The sequence below is a fragment of the Pseudomonas putida genome (genome assembly GCF_002025705.1).
GTDB lineage: Bacteria > Pseudomonadota > Gammaproteobacteria > Pseudomonadales > Pseudomonadaceae > Aquipseudomonas > Aquipseudomonas putida_J.
This window is the reverse complement of the sequence record NZ_CP018846.1, coordinates 3,012,476-3,034,561: the sequence shown is the minus strand read 5'-3', so window position 1 is coordinate 3,034,561 and position 22,086 is coordinate 3,012,476. Positions and strand designations below refer to the sequence as shown.

Sequence of the window (22,086 nt, the reverse complement as noted above, 5' to 3'; positions counted from 1 at the left end):
CGTGGATACCGTAGAAAAAGACAATGCCGTCTCATCGCTGACCGACACCTTGGCCAAGTTCACTGCCTATATCGGCAAGCGCCTGCCCAAGGACGTCAAGGCAAAGACTGCCAAACTGCGCGCGGCAGAAACCAACCCGCTGGCCATCGCCGTCTACGACTCGATGGCCGACAACCAGGACTACGCCGACAAACTGAACCGCCCCAGCTGCCAGGACACCGGGGTGATCCAGTACTTCATTTCAGCGGGTGCGCGCTTCCCGCTGCTGGGCGAGATGGAAGGCATTCTCGAAAACGCCACCAAGGAAGCCACCATCCACGGGCCACTGCGCCACAATGCGGTGGAAACCTTCATCGAGAAGAACACCGGCACCAACACCGGCTCGAAGATCCCGTGGCTGGACTGGGAAATCATCCCCGATGCCGACTACGCCATCGTCGATGTGTACATGGCCGGTGGCGGCTGCACCTTGCCGGGGTCGGCCAAGGTGCTGATGCCCGGGCAGGGTTACGAAGGGGTGACCGAGTTCGTCTTCGATGTGATCACTTCGCGCGGGGTCAACGCCTGCCCGCCGTTGCTGGTGGGGGTGGGGGTATCGACCTCGGTGGAGACTGCAGCACGCCTGTCGAAAAAGGCCATCCTGCGGGAGGTGGACTCCAGCCACCCCAACGCAAGCGCGGCGATGATGGAGAAACTGCTGGAAGACGGCCTCAATGAGATCGGCATCGGCCCCCAGGGCCTGACCGGCAACAGCAGCGTGATGGGGGTGAACATCGAGTCCTCGGCGCGCCACCCTTCGACCATCGGTGTCGCCGTGTCGACCGGCTGCTGGGCGCACCGGCGCGGCAAGATCCGCATCAATGCCGACCTCTCTTACGACATCCTCTCCCACGAAGGTGTGACCCTGTGAACAGCCCTGTGAAAAAGATCATCAGCACCCCCATCAGCGACGAAGACCTGGCCAGCCTCAACGTCGGCGATGTCGTCTACCTCAGCGGCCAGCTGGTGACCTGCCGTGATGTGGCCCACCGCCGGCTCATCGAGCTGGGGCGCGAGCTGCCGGTGGATCTGCGCGGAGGCGCGATCTTCCATGCCGGCCCCATTGTCAGGAAGAAAGATGATGGCAGCTTCGAAATGGTCTCCATCGGCCCGACCACCAGCATGCGCATGGAAAAGTTCGAGAAGCAGTTCATCGAGCAGACCGGTGTGAAGCTGATCGTCGGCAAGGGCGGCATGGGGCCGGAGACCACCACCGGCTGCCTGGAGAACAAAGCGGTGCATGCGGTGTTCCCCGGCGGCTGCGCGGTACTGGCGGCCACCCAGGTCGAGGAAATCGAACGCGCCGAATGGCAGGACCTGGGCATGCCGGAGACCTTGTGGGTCAACCGCGTGCGTGAGTTCGGGCCACTGATCATCTCCATCGACACCAAGGGCAACAACCTGTTCGAGCAGAACAAGGCCCGCTTCAACGAGCGCAAGGGTGCGGTGATCGAGAAGATCAACAGCCAGGTGCGCTTCATCAAGTAATGTTTTGCCTGTACCGGCCCATTCGCGGGTTTACCCGTGAAAGGGCCAGTACAGGCAATACAGGGCTCAATGGGCCGTTCGCAACGGCACTTCCCGCAACAACCAAGACAAGGCAAAGGCCACGCAGGTAATCACCGCCGCCACCAGAAACACCCCATGCATGGCGCCGGAAAACGCCTGCAGATACGCCTGTTTTTGCGCGGGTGCCAAGGCATGCACCGCTGTAGGCGACAGGCTCGCCGCGCCGCCGCTGCTGGCCGCGAAATCACTCGGCAGGCCATCGAGCAGCGCATGGGAAAACAACGCCCCGAACACTGAAACCCCCACCGAGCCGCCAATCGAACGGAACAGCGTGGCCCCCGAAGTCGCCACACCCATGTGCCGCCGCTCGACGCTGTTCTGCACGGCCAGGATCAGCACCTGCATCACCATGCCCAGGCCTGCGCCAAGCAGCCCCATGTACAGGTTCATGCGCCACATCGGTGTATCCAGCTCCAGGCGGCTGAGCAGCCCCAGGGCGACCACCTGCAGCAGCGTGCCGACAATCGGGAATATCCGGTAGCGCCCCCAGCGGCTGATCAGCCGCCCGGTAATCGCCGACACCACCAGCAGCCCCCCCATCAGCGGCAGCATCTGCAGGCCGGCGCTGGTGGGCGAAGCGTCCTTCACCACCTGCATGTACAGCGGCAGGAACGTCACCGAGCCGAACAGCGACACGCCGACGATCAGCCCGATCAACCCGGCGAGCACGAAGGTACGGTGACGGAACAGGTGCAGCGGCATGATCGGTTCGGCTGCGCGGCGTTGCTCGAACACGAAGCCGACCAGGCCGATGACGGCGAACATCGCCAGGCACAGGATATCCAGCGAAGCCCAGGGCAGCAGGCTGCCGCCCAGGCTGGTGATCAGCACCAGCGCACCCAGGGTGATGGTCAGGAAGAACGCGCCGATGTAGTCGACCACATGCTTGACCGGGGCCACGTGCGGGCGGAACACACTGCCAATCACCACGACTGCCAGCAGGCCCAGCGGCAGGTTGATGAAGAAGATCCAGTGCCATGACAGGTGCTCGACCAGAAACCCGCCGATCAGCGGGCCAACCACAGTAGCCAGGCCGAACACGCCACCGAACAGGCCCTGGTAACGGCCGCGTTCGGCGGGCGGTATGACGTCGCCGATGGCCGCCATGGCGACCACCATCAGGCCACCGCCACCCAGGCCCTGCAGCGTGCGGAACAGGATCAGCTGGGTCATGTCCTGGGCCAGCCCGCACAGCGCCGAGCCAAGCAGGAACAAGGCGATGGCAATCTGCAGGACGCGCTTGCGCCCGTAAAGATCGCCGAACTTGCCGTACAGCGGCACGACTACCGTCGAGGCCAGCAGGTAGGCGGTGACCACCCAGGACAGCCAGCGCAGCCCGCCGAGGTCGCTGACGATGGTCGGCAGCGCGGTGGAGACGATGGTCTGGTCCAGTGCCGCGAGGAACATCACCAGCATCAACGCACCCAGCAGCAGCGGGATGGAGGCCTGGGCAGCAGGTTCGGTCTGTACGGAGGAGGGCGCGTCAGCGGAAGTCGGTTGCATACGGTTGCCTTGAGCCTGTGAGTGCGATTGAGCGTCCATGCGCGGTCAGCGGCCTATGCCTTGGGCGTGCTGGCGGCCGGCTTCCTGCAGGCCGGCGAGGGCAAAGCTGAACAGCTGTGCAGACACGTCTTCGGCCGGCATGCCGAGGATTTCGTGCAGGGTCCCGGTGGACCCGCGCGGGCCGATCAACAACATCGCCCAGGGTGCGGTGACACACAGGATGCAGCGGGTCAGTGCCGGGTCGTCCCGCGGGATGGTGGTGATCTCGCTGAACAGGCCCTTGAGCAGCGACAGCTTCAACGGTGCTTCGGCCTGCATGTGCGCCGGGCCGTGCGGGCTGGGCGCGAGAATTTCTGCGGCCAGCACGCGCAGGTGCCAGTTGTCGCGACGCTGCGTGGCCTTGCGCACGACCAGTTCGACCAGCGCGCGCAATTTTTCCGCCGCCGGTTGCTCGCCGAGGATGATCCGCTGCAGGTCGCTGATGTCCAGAAAGCGCCGCCGCGCTTCGTCGAGCACGGCCAGGTACAGGCCATTGCGGCTGCCGAAGTGGTAATTGATCGAGGCCAGGTCGACCTCGGCCTTGGCGGCGACCGCCTTGTTGCTGGCCTCGGCATAGCCCACGGCGGCGAACAGTTCGCCAGCGGCCTGGAGGATGCGGGTGCGGGTGGCTTCGCCGTCCTTGCGCGGTTCGCGTTGTGTGGTGGCCATGATGGAGGCTCTCGAGTCGGTGCGATGACAGGCAGCCTGATCCAGTTTTAAATTAAATTCAATTTAAATTTAATGCTCGCCACTACCCGGCGACGGAAGGTGTCGCTGCGTTGCACCCCGATGGCGCACGCCACTAGGGGGAGAGGCCCTGGTTGTGGTATACAACTCGGTAACTCACACCACCTTCGCAGGCACCCGGATGCGTCGCGGATGGCTGGTGACTTCCTTGCACCTGCTCCCTTAACTGTAGAAACGGAGATTCGAAGATGACCGCCACCGACCGTCTAAGCCTGCTGCAGTACGAGCACCTGGGCCTGGACGATGTTGCCGCTGCCGAATTCAAGGTGGCCCTGGAGGAGCTGCGCAAGCTGGCGCTGGAAGACCGTTACGAACACCCTGCGGCCCTGCACCTGGGTGACATCGCCGACGCCGAGAACCGTCAGGAGCTGGCTGAAACCAAAGGCTGGGGCATCGGCTTTCTGCAGGGGCTGACCTGCGCCAAGGCACTCTCGCAGGAGCATCTGGAAGCGCTGCGCCGGGTGTTCCAGGCCGCAGCCGAGCGTGCGATCAAGCGCATGTGCCGGTAAGCGCAACGTATTGACCCTGCCGCTGCCCGCAATGGGCAGCGGCAACCTGCCCATTCCCAAGCGCCCGTGCCAGCGGTGGCATGTAGAGCCTGGTGTGATAACCGCATCTGTTGGCTATCTGCCCGACATTTCAGTCCGACCCTTCGAAACTTTCCTGCCCAGCCCCGCAACGACGAGCGCATTAGCTGTTTCTCGACTTTACTGACAGGCGCTGATGCCAACTCTTCATGAATCGAGCGCATTGAATATTGGCTTTGAGTAACGCCATGGAGTGACGCGGCCCGTTGGGGGGAGACCATGAGCCAGAGCCAGGCACTGATCATCTGTGAGTATTGCGACGCGGTGTATCAGCGTCGGCCGGTGCACAAACATCAACAGGCACGATGCGTTCGGTGTGGCGGGGTGTTGTACCGCCATAAAAGCCTGACTATCCAGCAACGCCTGGCACTGAGTGTCACGGGCGCGGTATTGCTGATTTTTGCCAATGCTTACCCGGTCATGACCATTGGCATGCAGGGCTTGAGCAACTCCGCGACGTTATGGGATTCGGTGTTGATCCTGAGCAGCGGCAGCATCACCTTCATCGCCCTGGTCATGGCTCTGGCCATCATCTTTGCCCCGGTGCTGCAGATTGCCTTGCTCTGCTGGGTCCTCAGCTTTGCCGTGGCCGGGCGCCGGGCGCCGGGGTTTGCCACCAGCATGCGCTGCCTGGAAGGCCTGCGGCCCTGGAGCATGCTGGAAGTCGGCCTGCTGGGCGCATTGGTGGCGGTGATCAAACTGGCGGGTCTGCTTGAGGTGATCCCCGGCATCGGCCTGGTCGCCCTGGCGGCACTGAGCATGCTGATCATCTACATTGCCGGGCGCGATATCCGCGACCTGTGGGAGCAGGTATGAGTACGCCGGCGCTGGCAGACGAAATGGGGCTGTGCCTGTGCCATGGCTGTGGGCATGCCTGCGAACTGGGCCGCCATGTGCATGTGTGCGAGCGCTGCGGCGCGCCCCTGCACCGGCGCAAGACCAACGCCATCGCCCGTGGCTGGGCGTTCCTGGTGGCCTCGCTGGTGTTCTACATACCGGCCAACCTGCTGCCGGTGATGCACACCGAAATGCTCGGCAGTGGCAGCGACAGCACCATCGGTGGCGGCGTGGTGGAATTCTGGGAACACGGCGCCTGGGACATCGCCCTGATCATCTTCATCGCCAGCATGGGTGTGCCGGCGATCAAGTTCTTTTCCCTGGGCCTGCTGCTATACACCGCTCAACGTCGCTCGAGCTGGGCACGTCGGCAGCGCTCGCAGCTGTATCGCGGCGTCGAGTTGATCGGTTACTGGTCGATGCTCGATGTGATTGTCGTGGCGCTGGTGGCCGCATTGGTGCAGCTGCGTGGCCTTGGCACCATCGAACCGCGACCGGGCATCCTGTTTTTCGGCATGGTCGTGGTGCTGACCATGTTTTCGGCAATGAGCTTCGACCCACGCTTGATCTGGGATCACCCTGGCAACGATGGAGGCCGCACTGATGGCGCAAGCGAGTGACGCGCGAAACGGGGCCGGGCAGGCAGAGGTACGCACCCGGCGCTGGAATGTTTCACTGGTGTGGATCGTGCCGATCCTGGCGATCCTGGTGGGGGCCTCGCTGGTTGTGCGCAACTGGATGCAGCAGGGGCCGGTGATTTCGATTTCCTTTCGTTCCGGCGAAGGGCTGGTGGCGCACAAGACCCAGGTCAAGTACCGCAGCGTGGTGATTGGCGAAGTGACCACGGTGGACCTTGCCGAGGACCACGACAGCGTCATCGTCAAAGTGCAACTGGCCAATGACGCACGTTCGTTCGCTACCCAAGGGGCGCGCTTCTGGGTGGTGCGCCCGCGCATCGGGGCGGGCGGGGTGTCCGGCGTCGACACCTTGCTATCCGGCAGCTTCATTGGTGCAGATGCCGGTGAGTCGAAAAGCGCCGAAAAGAACTTCACCGGCCTGGAACTGCCGCCAGCGATCACCTATGGCGAAAAGGGCAAGCGATTCGTGCTGAACGCCAGCGACCTTGGCTCGCTGGATATCGGCGCATCAATCTACTACCGCAAGATCCCGGTGGGTGAAGTGGTGTCCTATGCCTTGCAGGACAATGGCAAAGGCGTGGACATCGGCATTTTCGTGCAGGCGCCGTATGACGCCTTTGTCACCCGTGATACCCGGTTCTGGAACGCCAGCGGTGTCGACATGCAGATTGGCGCCAATGGCCTGAAGGTCGATACCGAGTCGCTGTCGTCCATCCTGGTTGGCGGGCTGGCTTTTGGCTCCCCCGATTTTGCCCCGGACGCCCAGGCCGCCGATGACCAGGCGCAGTTCCAGCTGTTCGCCGACCGGGAAAGCGCGCTGGCTCCGCCCCACGGCCAGGGGCAGTACCTGCAACTGCGCTTCGACCAGTCCATGCGTGGCCTGTCGGTGGGGGCCCCGGTGGAGTTCAAGGGGGTGGAGTTCGGCAAGGTCACCTCGGTCTATCTGGATTACGACCCGGTCAAGCAGATCTTCCCGGTGGTGGTAGATGCGGTGATCTACCCGCAGCGCCTTGGCCCGGTGCACCGCAAGATGCTGACGGTGTTCAAGCACACCGAAGGTGACCTGAACGGTGCACGGGATTTGATCGGCACCTTCGTCGAGCATGGCCTGCGGGCGCAGGCGCGCAGTGGCAACCTGATCACCGGGCAGATGTTCATTTCCCTGGACTTCCACCCGGAGGCGCCCAAGGTCGTGTTCGACAGGACGGCAGAGCCGATCGTCATTCCTACCTTGCCCGGTAGCCTGGAGATGCTGCAGGAACAGTTGCAGCATTTTGTCGAGCGCATCAGCAAGTTGCCGCTGGAAAGCATTGCCAGCAACCTCGATGGCACCCTGCGTGACCTGCGTGCCAACCTCAAGCAGATCAACAGCCAGACGTTGCCTGGGGTGAAAGCCACCCTCGACGACATGCAGAAGACCTTGAAGACGGCCAACGCGACCATCGCCGACGATTCGCCAGAGCGCGAACGGCTGGGTGAAACACTGGACGAGCTGGAACGCATGTCGCGCTCGCTGCGCGACCTGACCGACTACCTGGGGCGCCACCCCGAGTCGCTGATCCAAGGCCGGCCGAAAGCGGCCGGGGCGAAAGACTTGAGACCTTGAAAGTGAAAGGCCAAAGGAGTGTCAGCTGATGCATCGAGTGCGCAACCTGTGTGGGGCCAGCCTGCTGATCTGGCTGAGCGGCTGCAGCAGTACCCCGAACAACTACCACACCCTGGTCCCGGCCCAGCCGGTGCAAGGTGGTAGCCAGCACGTCCAGGTGGCCCGGGTCAGCCTGCCGCCCCAGGTGGACCGCCCGCAACTGGTGGTGCGCCAAGGCAGCAGTGGCCTGGCCATTCTGGAAACCGAGTGGTGGGGTGCCAACCTGGTGGATGAGTTTCGCAGTGCCCTGCAGGACATGCTCGGCGGCCCGGTGGCCGGTGCCAGCAGTGTGTTGAGGGTCGATGTGCAGCGCTTTGACAGCGTGCCTGGCCAGTACGCCTCGCTCGATACGCTGTGGCGCCTTAAACGCCCGGGCGAGCCCGAACTCACCTGCCGCACTTCAGTGCAGACCGCTGCTGACAACAGCATCAACAATCTGGTCAACGCGCACCAGGCCAACCTGCGCAAGCTGGCCGAGGCCGTGCGGGCAACAGCGGCGCCAGGCAGGCCTTGCCCAACCACCTGAGGCGGCTGAACAAGGGTACGGGGAGCCCGCATGAAGTTACGCACAAGATTGCTCTGGCTGTTCGTACCACCGCTGTTGCTGGTGTTGCTGCTGGTGTACTTCGCGGCCCAGGGCATGCTGCTGGCGCGGCTGGACAAGCAGGATGAGCGCCTGCTGGTCGCTGAGGCCGAACGCCTGCGGGCCTTGCTGGGCAACAGCATCGAGCGTGACGCCAACCGCCTGCGGCAATGGGCGCAGGCGATTCCAGGTTCGGTGCCGGCGGCTTTCCCGCTCGATGCTGCCACGCTGGGCCGCAGTGGCTTCGACTTCATTATTTATTTCGCCAAAGGCGAACAACGTGTGAGTTGGCGCCCGCTTGACCTGGCGAAGCTGGAGCGCCCGGCCGGCGCTCAACCCCTGAGCCTGCAGGCGCTGCATCAGGGCGTCGCGGAACAACTGGCGCGCTTGCTGCAGGCACAGGATGTGGCGCCGCCTGCGCAATTGCTGGCAGTGCTCCGGGTGCCGCTGATTCTAGTGGCAGTGGATACCGCCCGCAGCGGCGAAAGTGCCAGCGGGGTGTTGCTGGCGGGGACTTTTCTGGACAGCAAGCGCATCGCCATGCTGCAACAACAGTTGGGCGGTGAGCTCACCTGGTTGCCGTCGGTCGGCGAGCATGAGCGGCCGGCGCTGCAGGCGGAGTTGATGAGCATCGGCAACCGCCAGGTGGTCGATGCCCGCCATCAGAGTATCGACCTGCTGTTTCAGGACAGCCTGGGCGAGCCACAGCTGCGCCTGCAACTGACCCGCGAGCGTCATCTGTACCTGGAAGGCGAGCAGCAGCTCAATATTTTCCTCGGTGTGACGGGAGGGCTCATCGGCCTTGCCTGGCTGCTGATCTACCTCGCCCTGGACGTCACCTTGCTGCGGCGCATTGCGCGGTTGCACCGTGAGCTTTTGGCCATTGGCCCGGCTGCGGCAGGGCGGCGGCTGAGCGATGACGGGGGCGATGAGCTGGGCAAGCTGGCGCGCGAAGCGAACCGTGCGCTGGACCGCCTGGAGCAGAGCGAAGCCCGCGACCGGGCGATTCTGGACGCCATGGAAGACGGCTACTTCGAACTGGACGAGATGGCCAGGATCGAGTCGGTCAACCCGGCTTTTTGCAGACTGCTCGGCTTCCCGGCGGGGCAGGTGCTCGGGCGCACCTTTGCCTCGCTGCAGGAAGAACAAGAGGCCCCCACGGCGGCAGAGCCAGTGATTGCCGAAACCGAGCCCGGTGCGCCACTTTCGGCCCGATTGCGGCGTGCCGACGGCAGCATTGGTCACTTCGAAACGCAGATTTCCAGGCGGCACAATGCTGGGGGCCGGCTGATCGGTTATCGCGGCATCCTGCATGACGTCAGTGAGCATGTGCTGCATCAGCGTCAGCTGTTTGACCTGGCGCATCAGGATGCCCTGACCGGGCTGAGCAATCGCAAGGCGTTCCATGAGGATCTTGCCCGGCACCTGCAGCGCGGCGCCATGCCTCTTGCGCTGATCTTTCTGGACCTTGACCGGTTCAAGGACGTCAATGACCGCTTCGGCCACGATGTCGGCGATGCCTTGCTGGCGTGCATGGCCGAGCGCCTGAGCAATGCCTTGCGCCAACCGGACAAGGCCTATCGCCTGGGGGGCGACGAGTTCACCGTGATCGTCCCGGCCACCCGCTTTCAGGCAGCCAGTGCGCTGGCCGAGCGCTTGCTCAAGCTGCTGGCGGAGCCGGTCAGCGTCAGCGGGGTGACCATCGACTTCGTCACGCCAAGCATCGGCCTGGCCCTTGCACCTGCCCATGCCAGCGAGGTGGACGCGCTGGTAAAGGCAGCCGATCAGGCGATGTACCAGGCCAAGCGCCAACGCGGGCGGGTATGCGTGTATCAGCAGGGCCAGTGATCAGCCCTGGGAGGCTGGCGCATGGCCAATCCTGGGCCAGACTGTTGGAAGCGCGCGGCTATCGATACCGCCGTCGCCCACGGGATGTGGCAGCTTCTGCGACCACCCCTGGGCGCTGAATGCCACCGCTTGCGAGGGGTGTAGATGATCGAGCGTTGTCGTTGCCGGTCTTTGCTGCTGTCGCTCTTCATGCTGCTGCCCGCACATGCGCTGGCAGAGGCGTTGTGTGGCCAGCTGACCGCCACCGGCAATCCGGAATACCCACCTTACCTCTGGCGTGATCCGCACAACCCTGAGCAGCTGATCGGGGCCAATGCCGACCTGCTCAAGGCAGTGGGCAAGGCGCTTGGGCTGGAGGTAAAGGTGGTGTACGGCGGGCCATGGTCAAGGGCACAGGAGGAGGTACGCACCGGGCGCATCGACCTGATGGCGGGGTACTTCATGACTCAGGAGCGCCAGCAGCAGATGGATTTCATCAGCCCGCCGTTCCTGCGTACCCGCAGCGTGGTCTGGGTCCGCCAGGACGACGCTTTTGCTTATCGTGAATGGGCGGACCTCAAGGGCCACAAGGGTGGAACGCTGGTCAGCAACAGCCACGGCCAGCAGTTCGACGACTATGCCAGGGCCAACTTGCAGCTTGAAGCGGTGCCCGGCGCCAGGCAGGCGTTCGAGAAACTGCTGCTCAAGCGCAACGACTATGTGATCTATGAGCAGTATCCGGGCATGGCCCTGGTGCGCACGCAGGGTTGGGAGGGGCAATTGAAAGTGCTCGATCCGCCGGTTTCCAGCGAGGGGTTGTACCTGGCGCTGTCGCATCAGTCGAAGTGCAATCGAGCCGAGCTGCGCGAGAGGCTGGCGCAGAAAATGAAAGAGATGGTTGCCGGGCCAGTGCCGGAGCAATTGGTGGAAAAGAATCTGGAGCTTTGGAAGCAGCAGCAGGTGGGAGAGTAGGTTGGAAGGTGTTTGTCTTGAGATTTTTAGCGCCGGTCGGATCGAGCGCCGCCCGCGCGGCGCATCGCGGATAAATCCGCTCCTACATTTGTTGCAACGTGCCGAACCTGTTACACCATGGTCGCCAGCCTTGGCGCATGTCTTGAGCCTTGCAAACAAGGCTGGCAACCATGGCCTCACAGGCATGGCCACGTTGCAAAATGTAGGAGCGGATTTATCCGCGATGCGCCGCACGGGCGGCGCTCGATCTCCCAGACGACCAAAACCTGAAGGCGAACACCCGCCCGCCTACCCATCAACCTCCAGCGCCCGCTTGGCTGCACTGACATTGGCCTCGCCGGGCAAGGCGACGCCGTTCTTGGTCGCGAGGATCTCGGCCATGACGCTGACGGCGATCTCCGCCGGGGTCTTGCTGCCGATATAGATGCCAATTGGCCCGTGCAGGCGCTGCAACGAAGCTTCGCTTTCACCGAAATGCTCGATCAGGCGTTCACGGCGCATCTGATTATTACGCCGCGAACCGATCACGCCAATGTAGAACGCCGGGCTGTGCAAGGCTTCGAGCAGGGCCAGGTCGTCCAGCTTGGGGTCGTGGCTGAGGCCGACGATGCAGCTGCGCAGGTCCGGGGCGAACGTGCGCACCACGTCATCCGGCATACCGACGATCTTCTCCACGCCAGCCACATTCCACCCGCCCATGTACTCGGGGCGCGGGTCGCAGACCGCCACCTTGAAGCCGTTGAACAGCGCCATGGTCGCCAGGTACTCGGCCAGTACCCCGGCCCCGATCAGCAACAGGCGATAACCGGGGCCCAGGGTGTTGAGCATGCGTCGGCCATCGAAGCTGAACTGCTCTGGCGCGCGGCTGGTAGTCAGTTGAACCTGGCCGTTTTGCAGGTCCAGTTCGCGGCGTACCAGGTTGCCGCTGTCCAGCAACGGCAGGAGTTGCTCCAGGCTCGCCAGTGCCGGGCCAAACTCGAGGACCAGTTCGAGGGTGCCGCCGCACGGCAGGCCGAAGCGTTGCGCTTCTTCGGCGCTGACGCCGTATTGCACCACCTGCGGCAGGCCCGCCGGCATGCCGTCGCCCTGGTAGGCGGTGGTGTAGCGGTGGATGAGGTCATCCTCGATGCAGCCACCGGAGACGCTACCGACCACCCGGCCATCGCCGCGCAGGGCCATCATCGAACCCACTGGCCGTGGCGAGGAGCCCCAGGTGCGGGCGACGGTGGCCAGCAATACGTGTTCGCCGGCCAGCAGCCAGTCACGGGCGGTGCGCAAGACCAGCAGGTCGATGCTTTCCATGGGCCGTACCTCCTCAGCGCATGTGCAGGATGATCGGGCTGCTGCTGGCCGGGTCGGTGTGCCCGCGCAACTTGCCCACCGCCTGTGCATCCACCGCTCCACCGGCGTTGCCCCAGGTGCTGCGCACGAAGCTCAGCACTGCGGCGATCTCCTGGTCCGACAGCTGCTCGCGGAACGCCGGCATGCGGTAGGCATCCGGCATGCCCGCGGCGACGATACGCTGCGAGCCATTGAGGGTGATGTTGATTGCCGAGGCGTTTTCCCGGGCCAGTGCCGAGGTTGCACCGGCCAGCGGTGGCATCCACTCGGCCTGGCCCTTGCCGTCCAGGCCATGGCAGCTGGCGCAGCGTGTGACATAGGTGTGGGCACCAGGGCTGTCCAGGCGCGTGGCCGCGGAAACCGCCTGGTATTGCCAGGGCGCACCGTCACGCTGCGGGTCACCGGGCAGTGACTTGAGGTAGCGGGCGATGGCGCCCAGGTCGTCATCGCTCATGAACTGCGTGGAGTTGTTGAACGCCTCGGTCATCGACCCGTACACCACGGCATGTTGATTGCGCCCGGTCTTGAGGAACTGCACGATCTCGGCCTCGCTCCAGCGGCCGAGCCCGGTGTTGTGGTCGCTGCGCAGGCTGGGTGCGTACCAGCCATCGAGCAGGGCGCCAGCGAGGAACGGCGCACCGGCTTCATCCAGGGCCTTCTCGTTGAACGCCAGCCCCCGTGGTGTATGGCAGCTGCCGCAGTGGCCGGGCCCCTGGACGATGTAGGCGCCGCGGTTCCACAGTGCGTCCTGGCCAGCTTTGCTGGCATAAGGCGCATCGGCGGCGAACAGGCCGTTCCACAAGGCAATAGGCCAACGCAGGTTCAACGGCCAGGGGATATCGCTGGGGACGTTCGCCTGCTGTGCCGGCTGCACGCCTTTCATGAAGAAAGCGTACAGCGCCAGCACATCGTCATCGCTGAGTTTGGCGTACGACGGGTAGGGCATGGCCGGGTACAACCGCCGGCCACCCGGCGCGACGCCATGGCGCACGGCGCGGTCGAAATCGGCCAGGCTGTAATTGCCGATGCCGGTCTGGCGGTCAGGCGTGACGTTGGTGGCGTGTATCGCACCCAGTGGCGTGGCCATTTCAAGGCCACCGGCAAATGGCTTGCCGTCGGGCAGGCTGTGGCAGGCCACGCAATCGCTCAGCCGTGCAACATACTCGCCGCGGCTGACCAGCGCGGGGTCGAAGCTTGCGGGCTGTGCCGCGGTGAAGGGGGAGGCGGGCTCGCGGGTCACATACCAGGCCAGCAGGCCGGCCGCGACCAGGCACGGCACTGCCAGCCAGCCAGCGGCTCTGGCAAAACGACTGTGGGTCATGGGGCGGTCCTTGTCCGGTCAGCTGAAGGTGTGGCGGCTCAGCGGCAGGCTACGCACCCGCTGGCCGGTCAGTTGCGCCACGGCGTTGGCCACGGCAGGCGCCACCGCTGGCAACGGCGGCTCGCCGATACCGCCCATCTTCGCGCCGCTCTCGACAATGCGCACATGCACCCGGGCCATGCGCGAGGGCGGCAGGATCGGGTACAGGTCGTAATTGCGCGCACGGGGCTTGCCGTCGATAAATACCGCTTCCTCCACTAGCGTCTGCGACAGCCCCAGGGCCACTGCACCGTTGACCTGATGCTCGATGATCGCCGGGTTGACGATGCTGCCGGGGTCGATCGCCTGCCAGATGTCATGCACCTTGACCTGGCCGTTCTCGATCGACACTTCGGCGATTGCCGCGGCCTCGGAGCCGAACGGTGAAGCCATGGCGATACCACGGGCGCGCTTGCTGCCGTCTTCTGCCGTGAACGGCCCGCGTTTCCAGCCGCCGGACAACTCGGCTACCGCATGCAGCAGGTTGGTCAGGCGCTGATTGTCGCGCAGCAGGTGCAGGCGCAATTCGTAAGGGTCCTTGCCGCCCTTGTCGGCCAGTTCGTCGAGGAACGACTCGTAGAAGAAGTCGTTCAGCGAATTGCCCACCGAGCGCCAGTAGCCAAGCATCGCCGGGCCTTTGACGTAGATCTGGGCGATGCGTTTGTTGGCGATGGCGTAGGACTTGCCCGACAGCCCTTCAAGGGCAGTGGGGTCGATCTTGTCGCCTTGCTTGCCGGCGAGGGCTTCGGTCGGGCCTTCTGTGGCGCTGACCGCTTCGATGGCTACCGGCAGCCCGTCGGCATCCAGCCCGGCGCGGAACTTGACCACGGCGACCGGGCGCAACACGTCGCGCAGGAACTCTTCCTCGCGGCTCCAGATCAACTTGACCGGGCGGCCGACCGCCTTGGCCAGGGCGATGGCTTGCGGGTAAGGGTTGGCGGAGTCATACAGGAAGTGGCGGCCAAAGAACCCACCGAGCAGCGGCGAGTGCAAGGTGATCTGTGCAGCATTCAGGCCGGTGCGCTTGGCGATGTCGTCGCGGAACATGTCGGGTGCCTGGTTGGGCAGCCAGACGTCCAGGGTACCGTCGGCGTTGAAGCGGGCGAGGGCGGACGGCGGCTCAAGCTGGGCATGGTTGAGGTACTGGTTGTGGTAGCTGGCCTCGACCTTGGTCTTGGCATTGGCCAGGGCGCCGGCAATATCGCCTTCGTTTTCCTCGTCGCGGGCCGGCCCTTCAACGGTGGCCAGGTGCTCGCGCCAGCCATCGCTGGAAAAGTCCGCTGGCATCGGCCGCACCTTGCTGTCGGCGCCCGGCTCTTGCCAGTCCACCTGAATTGCCTCGACCGCGCGTTTGGCGTGCCACCAGCGTTCGGCGACCACGGCCACGGCGCCCGGCAACTGATGCACCGAGTGCACGCCCTTCATGGCCTTGACCTGCTCCTCGTTGCGCAGGCTGCCCACGGTCATGCCCAGGCGTGGCGCGTGTTGCACGGCGGCATGGAGCATGCCGTCGACCTTGATGTCGATGCAGTACTGGGCCTTGCCGGTGGATTTGTCGTAGGCGTCCAGGCGCCGCACCGGTTTGCCGATCCAGCGGAACTGGCTGGGGTCGCGCAGCTTGACGCTGGCGGGGTCCGGCACGGGCAGGTCCATGGCACGGCCGGCCAGCTCGCCGTAGGCCAGGGAACGGCCAGAGGCAGTGTGAATGACCTTGCCAGGCTCGGTGGACAGCTCGCTGACCGGCACCTTCCATTGCTCGGCAGCAGCCTGCAGCAGCATGGCCCGGGCCAGTGCACCCAGGCGGCGCATGGTCGGGTAGCTCATGCGCACCGACATGCTGCCGCCGGTAATGCGCATGCCGTTCTCCATCACCACATAGGCTTCACCCGGCGGTGCGCTGTCGACCAGGAAGTTGGCCGGGTCGACGTCCAGTTCTTCACCGACGATCTGCGCCATGGCGGTGAACGGGCCTTGGCCGCCTTCCATGAACGGGCTGAGCAGGCGCACCTTGCCGTCCGGGCGGATTTCCAGAAACGCCGGCACCTGGGTGCCGCGCTCGGGCGTGGCTGCCGCCGCTGCCTGCACCCGGGCCGAGCCCATTGGCAGGCCGAAACCCAGCACCAGTGCACCCACTGCGGTGCCGGCCAGGAAGCGCCGACGCGACAGGTTGACGGTTTCGCCCAGCTGCAGCCTGAGCAGTTCTGCGGGGGTATCGACGGGCGTGTTCATCAGGCCTGCTCCCCTTGGGCGAGTGCATGCACCGCGGCATGAATGGCGTTGTAGGTGCCGCAGCGGCAGAGGTTTACCATCGCCGCGCTGATCTGCTCATCGCTGGGTTTGGGGGTATGCTTGAGCAGCGCCGTGGCCGCCATCACCTGGCCGGACTGGCAGTAGCCGCACTGCGCCACCTGGTGCTCGACCCAGGCCGCCACCACGCGTTTGCCTACCGCGTCGGCCTCGACGGCTTCGATGGTGGTCACCTCGCGCCCGACCACGCCGGCCACGGGGGTTACACAGGCACGCACGACGTTGCCGTCCACCAGCACCGAGCAGGCGCCGCATTGGGCCAGGCCGCAACCGTATTTGGTGCCGGTCATGCCCAGGTCGTCACGCAGCACCCACAGCAGGGGTGTGTCGGCATCGGCATCGACCTGATAGGTCTTCTGGTTGATAAGAAGTTCCATGGTTCACCTGCTGATCATCGGTTGATGGCGTTTGCTGTCTGCTGGGGAATACGTTGTTCCCCAATCCAGAAACGCTAGCACAGTGGTACGACCACTGGTCTGATGGTGGGCGCAGGTTCAGAGAATCAGGCAAGCAATTCGTTGAAATGCGCAAGCGTTGCTGACGCAGTCCCTGTGGGAGCGGGTTTACCCGCGAAGCAAGCGCCGCGGTGGATGGCACGGGCCTTGCCCGTGTTCGCGGGTAAACCCGCTCCCACAGAGATACGCAGAGGACTTCCGGGGCGAAAACCCGGATAATGCCGGCCAATTTCGTTTTGCACGTTTAAATCACGGTACTTCCCGCATGGAAATCAAGGTCAATTTTCTCGACAACCTTCGTCTTGAAGCCAAGTTCGACGACTTCACGGTGATCGCCGACCAGCCGATCCGCTACAAAGGCGATGGCTCGGCCCCGGGCCCGTTCGACTATTTCCTGGCCTCGTCGGCCCTGTGCGCGGCGTATTTCGTCAAGCTGTATTGCCAGACCCGCGATATCCCCACCGAAAACATCCGCCTGTCGCAGAACAACATCGTCGACCCCGAGAACCGCTACAACCAGATCTTCAAGATCCAGGTCGAGCTGCCCGAGGACATTTCCGAGAAGGACCGCCAGGGCATCCTGCGCTCTATCGAACGTTGCACCGTGAAAAAGGTGGTGCAGACCGGCCCCGAGTTCATCATCGAAGAAGTCGACAACCTCGACGCCGATGCCCAGGGCCTGCTGATGCCGGTGGCCGACACCACCACCTACATCCCCGGCAAGGACCTGCCACTGGAGCAGACCATCGCCAACATGTCCGGCATCCTCGCCGGGCTGGGCATGAAGATCGAAATCGCCTCGTGGCGCAACATCGTGCCCAACGTCTGGTCGCTGCATGTGCGCGACGCGCAGTCGCCGATGTGCTTCACCAACGGCAAGGGTTCGACCAAGGAGGCCGCACTGGCCTCGGCGCTGGGCGAGTTCATCGAGCGCTTGAACTGCAACTTCTTCTACAACGACCAGTTCTGGGGCGAGGACATCGCCAATGCGCCGTTCGTGCATTACCCGAACGAGCAGTGGTTCAAGCCGGGCCCGAAAGACGCGCTGCCGGCGGAAATCCTCGACGAGAACTGCCTGGAAATCTACAACGCGGACGGTGAGCTGCGCGGTTCGCACCTGTACGACACCAACTCGGGCAACACCGAGCGCGGCATCTGCTCGCTGCCGTTCGTGCGCCAGTCCGACGAACAGGTGGTGTACTTCCCGTCCAACCTGATCGAAAACCTGTTCCTCAGCAACGGCATGAGCGCCGGCAACACCTTGGCCGAAGCCCAGGTGCAGTGCCTGTCGGAAATCTTCGAGCGCGCGGTCAAGCGCGAAATCCTCGAAGGCGAGCTGGCCCTGCCGGACGTCCCGCAGGAGGTGCTGGCCAAGTACCCGGCCATCCTCGCCGGCATCCAGGGCCTGGAAGAGCAGGGCTTCCCGGTGCTGGTCAAGGACGCCTCGCTGGGCGGTGAATTCCCGGTGATGTGCGTGACTTTGATGAACCCGCGCACCGGTGGCGTGTTCGCCTCGTTCGGCGCCCACCCAAGCTTTGAGGTGGCGCTGGAGCGCAGCCTCACCGAGCTGCTGCAAGGGCGCAGCTTCGAGGGCCTCAACGACCTGCCGCAGCCGACCTTCGAGAGCCATGCGCTGACCGAGCCGAACAACTTCGTCGAGCACTTCATCGACTCCAGCGGTGTGGTGTCGTGGCGCTTCTTCAGCGCCAAGGCCGATTTCGAATTCGTCGAGTGGGACTTCTCCGGCCATGGCGAGGACTCCAATACCCAGGAAGCCGCGACCCTGTTCGGCATACTCGAAGACCTCGGCAAAGAGGTGTACATGGCCGTGTACGACAACCTCGGCGCCACCGCCTGCCGCATCCTGGTGCCAGGTTATTCCGAGATCTACCCGGTCGAGGACCTGATCTGGGACAACACCAACCGCGCCCTGGGCTTCCGTGCCGACATCCTCAACCTGCACAGCCTCGACGACCGCGCCCTGCGCGCCCTGCGCCGGCGCCTGGACAACTGCGAGGTGGATGACTACACCACCATCACCACCCTGATCGGCGTCGAGTTCGACGAGAACACGGTGTGGGGCCAATTGACCATTCTTGAGCTGAAACTGCTGATCTGCCTGGCGCTCAAGCGCTTCGAGGACGCCAAGGAGCTGGTCGAGGCGTTCCTGCAGTTCAACGACAACACGGTCGAGCGCGGCCTGTTCTACCAGGCGTTGAACGTGGTGCTGGAAGTGCAGCTGGATGAAGAGCTGGAAATGGCCGACTACGAGGCCAACTTCCGCCGCATGTTCGGCAACCCGCGGATGGACGCGGTGCTGGGTTCGGTGGACGGCAGCGTGCGCTTCTACGGGCTGACCCCGACCAGCATGAAGCTCGAAGGGCTGGACCGCCATCTGCGCCTGATCGAGAGCTACAAGAAGCTGCATGCTGCCAGGGCCAAATTTGCCTGACAGCCCCTCGGGGGCGCGTTGCGCCCCCTTCGCGGTGCTTGAGGTAGCATGACGGGCGTCCATTACCTCACAAGGAAGTCACAGGTGATCAACCTTTCCCACCTGCCGCGCAACAGCTTGCCCGAACCACTCGACCTGCCACCGCCGCAGTGCCCTGTGCTGAGCCTGGCAGGCGATTCACTGCAACAGCGCTATACGGCATTTGTCGCTCAGGCTGTTGAAGCACGGCTGTCGGTGGACGAGGCGGGGTTGCGCGAGCTTGGCCAGCAACTGGCCAGCGAGCTGCTGTCAAAGGCGATCGACCTGGGCAGTAGCAAGGCCCACGAACTGTCCGATGAAATCTACTGGCTGGTGCAGTGTGCCGCCATTGTCTCGCTGCATGCCGACGGCCCGGAGTCTGCGGCATTTGCGGGGTACAGAAAGCACGTCGATTACTACCGGGGAGCGGGGCGCATCGGTGCCCAGTTCGAGGCGTTCGAACGCTACGTTGCCGCCAACGGCGTGCCCGCTGACGAGATGGAGATTCAATCGCGCTCGGCAGATGACCGCTACCGGCTGCTGCTCACCCCTTGGGAGGCAGGTAACACGCACTGGGTCTACCGGCCGCGGATCATCGATACAAGGCAGGGGACCTGCCTCTTGGCGTTCGATGACAATCGCTGGTCGGTCGACAGCGACACCTGGCTCAGCGCAGGGAAGGTCGAGCTGACGTTGCGCAAATATCCGGGAAACCAGGCACGCCGGAGCGTGCAGGTAGTCATCGACTGTGACCAGCGCTACGCGCAAGCGGGGGCGCTGGTGGAAATCGAGCTAGCCGAACTCGAAAGCGTTCTCGACGCGCTGCTCGACAGCGCAGAACCGACGTAACGGTCAGTTCTTGCACTTGGCCAGCACCACCTGGCACGTGTCTGGCGTGCCACCGGAGCGGCCGGCATAGCGGATGCAGTTGTTCAATGACTTCTGCTTGGCAATGCCCAGGGTGTTGCCCCAGGCCAGGCCGCCTTCGCCTGTGCTCGGCAGCGCCTTGGCGTAACAGTTGGAGCCCGGCGCGGCGGCGTAGTGGCGCGCCTTGCTGTTTTTGCTCGAACAGCCGGCATTGAGCACCAGGCTGATGGCCAGAAAGGCGTGCGCGGTCCAGTACGCATAAGGTCGTGTGCTGCAAGTTTTCATGGTATCCCTCGTTCTGACGCGCAGAGTCTTTCAGGATATTTCTATCAAGCCAAGCGGTGAACTATCCGAACGTCAAGGTGATCCTTTCTTAAGCGCACCCTGCGCACGCCTGATGGACCAGGCCCCGCGCCAGTCTGTCAGCCCCGGGTCACCGACTGATAAGGAGGCGCCGTGACCGCTACAGAGCAAACCCTCTACCGATGCACGCCCAGCCCGCTGCACGCGATACTGCTGGCCGGCACGGTCCCGCTGTTTCTCGGCGCGTTGCTGAGCGACATTGCCTACTTCAAGAGCTACCAGATCCAGTGGAGCAACTTCGCCGCCTGGCTGATTGCCGGTGGCTTGCTGTTCTGCGGCCTGGCGCTGTTGTTTGCCCTGGCCAACCTGATCCGCGCCCCGCGCAAGGGCGGGCGGCCGACCCTGTACTTCCTGCTGTTGCTGGTGACCTGGGGGCTGGGGCTGATCAATGCCTTCGAGCATGCCAAGGACGCCTGGGCGGTGATGCCGGCGGGCCTGGTGCTGTCGCTGATCGTCAGCGTACTGGCCTGTGTGGCCGCATGGCTGGGCATGAGCAATCTGCGTTCGGGAGGTGAGGCATGAAGCCGTTGCATGGATGGTCGCTGTTGAGCGTGGCACTGTTGCTGGCCGCCTGTGGCGGTGACGGCGAGCCGACACAGGCCCTGGGCCCCGACCCGAAATTGCCCGCTCCCGAGCGCGGCCTGCTGCCGAGCATGAAAATCGCGCAACCGGCGCAGTGGGGCGAGCAGAAACCCACCGTGCCCGAGGGCTTCAGCATCACTGCCATTGCCACTGGCCTGAAGATCCCGCGTCAGAGCCTGGTGCTGCCTAATGGCGATATCCTGGTCGCCGAAGGGCGGGGTGGCAGTGCTGCCAAGCTCAAGCCCAAGGACGTGATTGCCAGCCAGATCAAGGCCAAGGGCAATACCCAGGTCCAGGGCGGCAACCGCCTGACCCTGCTGCGCGACGCCGATGGTGATGGCGCGTACGAGCTGCAGACGGTGTTCGCCGAGGGCCTCAACGCGCCCTACGGCCTGGCTTTTGCCGACGGCAAGCTGTACGTGGCCAACCAGGATGCGCTTGTGCGGTTCGATTACCAGGACGGCCAGACCAAGGCCGGCGGCCCGCCAACCAAGGTCACCGACTTGCCGGCCGAGATCAACCACCACTGGACCAAGGCGCTGACCATCAGCCCTGATGGCCGCTACCTGTATGTGGGCATCGGCTCGAACAGCAACATCACCGAGCGCGGCATGGAGGTTGAGATCGACCGCGCCATGGTCTGGCAGATCGACGCCGTGACCGGCGCGCACAGGCCTTACGCCACAGGCTTGCGCAACCCGACGGCGTTGACCATTCAACCGGGCAGCGGGCAGCTGTGGGCAGTGGTCAACGAGCGTGACGAGCTGGGCCCGGACCTGGTGCCGGACTACCTCACCTCGGTACGGGAGGGCGGATTCTATGGCTGGCCCTACAGTTACTGGGGGCAGAACGTCGATGAGCGGGTCAGGCCGCAGAACCCGGGCAAGGTGGCCGCCGCGCTCAAGCCCGATTACAGCCTGGGTTCGCACGTTGCCGCGCTGGGGGTGGATTTCTCCAGCCCGGCCATGGGCGAACGCTTTGCCGACGGAGTGTTCGTGGGCGAGCACGGTAGCTGGAATCGCCCGAATCCGGTGGGCTACAAGGTGATCTTCGTGCCGTTCAAGGAGGGCAAGCCGGCCGGTCAGCCGATCGACTTTGCCACGGGGTTCCGCGGGGAGGATGGCAAGACCCGAGGCCGGCCGGTGGGGGTGACGGTCGACCCGCGTGGTGCGTTGATCATCGCCGACGACCTGGCCAACACCGTCTGGCGGGTGACGCGTAACTGAGTGTAGGAGCGGCCTCGCCGGGGCGCCGGACCGGTCGTAAAGGGCTGCGCAGCGGCCCCAGCAGTTTCTGCATCAGCGCTGAAATCCTGGGGCCGCTTCGCGGCCCTTTACGACCGGTCCGGCGCCCCG

19 protein-coding genes and 1 pseudogene are annotated in these 22,086 nt (G+C 64.3%); 13 read left to right on the top strand and 7 right to left on the bottom strand.

Annotation, left to right across the window (positions count from 1 at the left end; translation table 11 throughout):
* Position 1: 1 nt before the first annotated feature.
* Together ttdA and ttdB are read left to right on the top strand one after the other, a co-directional pair.
* On the top strand, positions 2 to 910 hold the full coding sequence (gene ttdA / locus BUQ73_RS13605; RefSeq protein ID WP_079228397.1) for a L(+)-tartrate dehydratase subunit alpha: 909 nt from the start codon (positions 2 to 4) through the stop codon (positions 908 to 910).
* An 8-nt stretch (positions 911 to 918) separates the two neighbouring features.
* Positions 919 to 1,527: a L(+)-tartrate dehydratase subunit beta gene (ttdB, locus tag BUQ73_RS13600; protein WP_027918888.1), complete on the top strand. Its 609-nt coding sequence runs from the start codon at positions 919 to 921 to the stop codon at positions 1,525 to 1,527.
* 66 nt (positions 1,528 to 1,593) lie between these two features.
* Here ttdB and BUQ73_RS13595 read toward each other — a convergent pair whose 3' ends face one another.
* Both BUQ73_RS13595 and BUQ73_RS13590 read right to left on the bottom strand, forming a co-directional pair.
* Positions 1,594 to 3,111, bottom strand: coding sequence for an MDR family MFS transporter (locus BUQ73_RS13595; RefSeq protein ID WP_079228396.1), 1,518 nt, complete (start codon positions 3,109 to 3,111; stop codon positions 1,594 to 1,596).
* 45 nt (positions 3,112 to 3,156) lie between these two features.
* Positions 3,157 to 3,819, bottom strand: a complete 663-nt coding sequence (locus tag BUQ73_RS13590) for a TetR/AcrR family transcriptional regulator (RefSeq protein ID WP_079228395.1) — start codon at positions 3,817 to 3,819, stop codon at positions 3,157 to 3,159.
* Between the two features lie 266 nt (positions 3,820 to 4,085).
* On the opposite strand from BUQ73_RS13590, the gene BUQ73_RS13585 reads away from it, so the two are divergent.
* The 7 genes and pseudogenes from BUQ73_RS13585 (at position 4,086) to BUQ73_RS13555 (ending at position 10,986) form a co-directional block, all read left to right on the top strand.
* Entirely contained in the window at positions 4,086 to 4,406 is a 321-nt protein-coding gene (locus BUQ73_RS13585; RefSeq protein ID WP_079228394.1) for a hypothetical protein, read from the top strand.
* 297 nt (positions 4,407 to 4,703) lie between these two features.
* The gene (locus BUQ73_RS13580) at positions 4,704 to 5,300 is read left to right on the top strand and encodes a paraquat-inducible protein A (protein ID WP_079228393.1); all 597 of its coding nucleotides are present in this window, start codon (positions 4,704 to 4,706) and stop codon (positions 5,298 to 5,300) included.
* Positions 5,297 to 5,941, top strand: a complete 645-nt coding sequence (locus BUQ73_RS13575) for a paraquat-inducible protein A (protein WP_079228392.1) — start codon at positions 5,297 to 5,299, stop codon at positions 5,939 to 5,941. Before BUQ73_RS13580 ends, BUQ73_RS13575 begins: the two co-directional genes overlap by 4 nt.
* Entirely contained in the window at positions 5,925 to 7,565 is a 1,641-nt protein-coding gene (locus tag BUQ73_RS13570; protein WP_079228391.1) for an intermembrane transport protein PqiB, read from the top strand. The genes BUQ73_RS13575 and BUQ73_RS13570 overlap by 17 nt, the downstream gene beginning before the upstream one ends.
* Positions 7,566 to 7,593: 28 nt before the next feature.
* Complete coding sequence (locus tag BUQ73_RS13565; RefSeq protein WP_079228390.1) at positions 7,594 to 8,130, top strand: PqiC family protein; 537 nt, start codon at positions 7,594 to 7,596, stop codon at positions 8,128 to 8,130.
* Positions 8,131 to 9,225: 1,095 nt separating this feature from the next.
* Positions 9,226 to 10,035: pseudogene (locus BUQ73_RS28985) on the top strand (diguanylate cyclase domain-containing protein); the annotation flags it as partial.
* A 144-nt stretch (positions 10,036 to 10,179) separates the two neighbouring features.
* Complete coding sequence (locus BUQ73_RS13555; protein ID WP_079228388.1) at positions 10,180 to 10,986, top strand: substrate-binding periplasmic protein; 807 nt, start codon at positions 10,180 to 10,182, stop codon at positions 10,984 to 10,986.
* A 288-nt stretch (positions 10,987 to 11,274) separates the two neighbouring features.
* Here BUQ73_RS13555 and BUQ73_RS13550 read toward each other — a convergent pair whose 3' ends face one another.
* The 4 genes from BUQ73_RS13550 to BUQ73_RS13535 are packed head-to-tail and all read right to left on the bottom strand — an operon-like array spanning position 11,275 to position 16,371.
* Entirely contained in the window at positions 11,275 to 12,288 is a 1,014-nt protein-coding gene (locus tag BUQ73_RS13550) for an XdhC family protein (RefSeq protein WP_079228387.1), read from the bottom strand.
* A gap of 13 nt (positions 12,289 to 12,301) precedes the next feature.
* Positions 12,302 to 13,648 carry a c-type cytochrome gene (locus BUQ73_RS13545; protein ID WP_079228386.1) on the bottom strand — a complete coding sequence of 449 codons (1,347 nt, stop codon included), beginning with the start codon at positions 13,646 to 13,648 and terminating at the stop codon, positions 12,302 to 12,304.
* Positions 13,649 to 13,666: 18 nt separating this feature from the next.
* The gene (locus tag BUQ73_RS13540) at positions 13,667 to 15,916 is read right to left on the bottom strand and encodes a xanthine dehydrogenase family protein molybdopterin-binding subunit (protein ID WP_079228385.1); all 2,250 of its coding nucleotides are present in this window, start codon (positions 15,914 to 15,916) and stop codon (positions 13,667 to 13,669) included.
* Positions 15,916 to 16,371, bottom strand: a complete 456-nt coding sequence (locus tag BUQ73_RS13535) for a (2Fe-2S)-binding protein (protein ID WP_027918901.1) — start codon at positions 16,369 to 16,371, stop codon at positions 15,916 to 15,918. Before BUQ73_RS13535 ends, BUQ73_RS13540 begins: the two co-directional genes overlap by 1 nt.
* A gap of 343 nt (positions 16,372 to 16,714) precedes the next feature.
* Between BUQ73_RS13535 and BUQ73_RS13525 the strand changes: the two genes are divergently transcribed.
* The gene (locus BUQ73_RS13525; RefSeq protein ID WP_079228383.1) at positions 16,715 to 18,901 is read left to right on the top strand and encodes an OsmC domain/YcaO domain-containing protein; all 2,187 of its coding nucleotides are present in this window, start codon (positions 16,715 to 16,717) and stop codon (positions 18,899 to 18,901) included.
* Between the two features lie 84 nt (positions 18,902 to 18,985).
* Positions 18,986 to 19,768 (top strand): hypothetical protein, encoded by a 783-nt coding sequence (locus BUQ73_RS28495; protein WP_192858702.1) that lies wholly within the window; start codon positions 18,986 to 18,988, stop codon positions 19,766 to 19,768.
* Between the two features lie 3 nt (positions 19,769 to 19,771).
* Here the strand turns inward: BUQ73_RS28495 and BUQ73_RS13515 are convergent, their stop codons facing one another.
* A complete protein-coding gene (locus BUQ73_RS13515) occupies positions 19,772 to 20,071 on the bottom strand; it encodes a hypothetical protein (RefSeq protein WP_079228382.1) in 300 nt (99 codons plus the stop codon).
* 171 nt (positions 20,072 to 20,242) lie between these two features.
* Between BUQ73_RS13515 and BUQ73_RS13510 the strand changes: the two genes are divergently transcribed.
* Complete coding sequence (locus BUQ73_RS13510; RefSeq protein WP_079228381.1) at positions 20,243 to 20,671, top strand: DUF2231 domain-containing protein; 429 nt, start codon at positions 20,243 to 20,245, stop codon at positions 20,669 to 20,671.
* On the top strand, positions 20,668 to 21,957 hold the full coding sequence (locus BUQ73_RS13505; RefSeq protein ID WP_079228380.1) for a PQQ-dependent sugar dehydrogenase: 1,290 nt from the start codon (positions 20,668 to 20,670) through the stop codon (positions 21,955 to 21,957). The genes BUQ73_RS13510 and BUQ73_RS13505 overlap by 4 nt, the downstream gene beginning before the upstream one ends.
* The last annotated feature ends 129 nt before the right edge of the window (positions 21,958 to 22,086 follow it).

Excerpts from the sequence above, each read along its gene's own strand:
- BUQ73_RS13595 (WP_079228396.1), bottom strand. The coding sequence starts at position 3,111 with ATGCAACCGACTTCCGCTGACGCGCCCTCCTCCGTACAGACCGAACCT.
- BUQ73_RS13590 (WP_079228395.1), bottom strand. The coding sequence starts at position 3,819 with ATGGCCACCACACAACGCGAACCGCGCAAGGACGGCGAAGCCACCCGC.
- BUQ73_RS13585 (WP_079228394.1), top strand. The coding sequence starts at position 4,086 with ATGACCGCCACCGACCGTCTAAGCCTGCTGCAGTACGAGCACCTGGGC.
- BUQ73_RS13580 (WP_079228393.1), top strand. The coding sequence starts at position 4,704 with ATGAGCCAGAGCCAGGCACTGATCATCTGTGAGTATTGCGACGCGGTG.
- BUQ73_RS13575 (WP_079228392.1), top strand. The coding sequence starts at position 5,297 with ATGAGTACGCCGGCGCTGGCAGACGAAATGGGGCTGTGCCTGTGCCAT.
- BUQ73_RS13570 (WP_079228391.1), top strand. The coding sequence starts at position 5,925 with ATGGCGCAAGCGAGTGACGCGCGAAACGGGGCCGGGCAGGCAGAGGTA.
- BUQ73_RS13565 (WP_079228390.1), top strand. The coding sequence starts at position 7,594 with ATGCATCGAGTGCGCAACCTGTGTGGGGCCAGCCTGCTGATCTGGCTG.
- BUQ73_RS13555 (WP_079228388.1), top strand. The coding sequence starts at position 10,180 with ATGATCGAGCGTTGTCGTTGCCGGTCTTTGCTGCTGTCGCTCTTCATG.
- BUQ73_RS13550 (WP_079228387.1), bottom strand. The coding sequence starts at position 12,288 with ATGGAAAGCATCGACCTGCTGGTCTTGCGCACCGCCCGTGACTGGCTG.
- BUQ73_RS13545 (WP_079228386.1), bottom strand. The coding sequence starts at position 13,648 with ATGACCCACAGTCGTTTTGCCAGAGCCGCTGGCTGGCTGGCAGTGCCG.
- BUQ73_RS13540 (WP_079228385.1), bottom strand. The coding sequence starts at position 15,916 with ATGAACACGCCCGTCGATACCCCCGCAGAACTGCTCAGGCTGCAGCTG.
- BUQ73_RS13535 (WP_027918901.1), bottom strand. The coding sequence starts at position 16,371 with ATGGAACTTCTTATCAACCAGAAGACCTATCAGGTCGATGCCGATGCC.
- BUQ73_RS13525 (WP_079228383.1), top strand. The coding sequence starts at position 16,715 with ATGGAAATCAAGGTCAATTTTCTCGACAACCTTCGTCTTGAAGCCAAG.
- BUQ73_RS13515 (WP_079228382.1), bottom strand. The coding sequence starts at position 20,071 with ATGAAAACTTGCAGCACACGACCTTATGCGTACTGGACCGCGCACGCC.
- BUQ73_RS13505 (WP_079228380.1), top strand. The coding sequence starts at position 20,668 with ATGAAGCCGTTGCATGGATGGTCGCTGTTGAGCGTGGCACTGTTGCTG.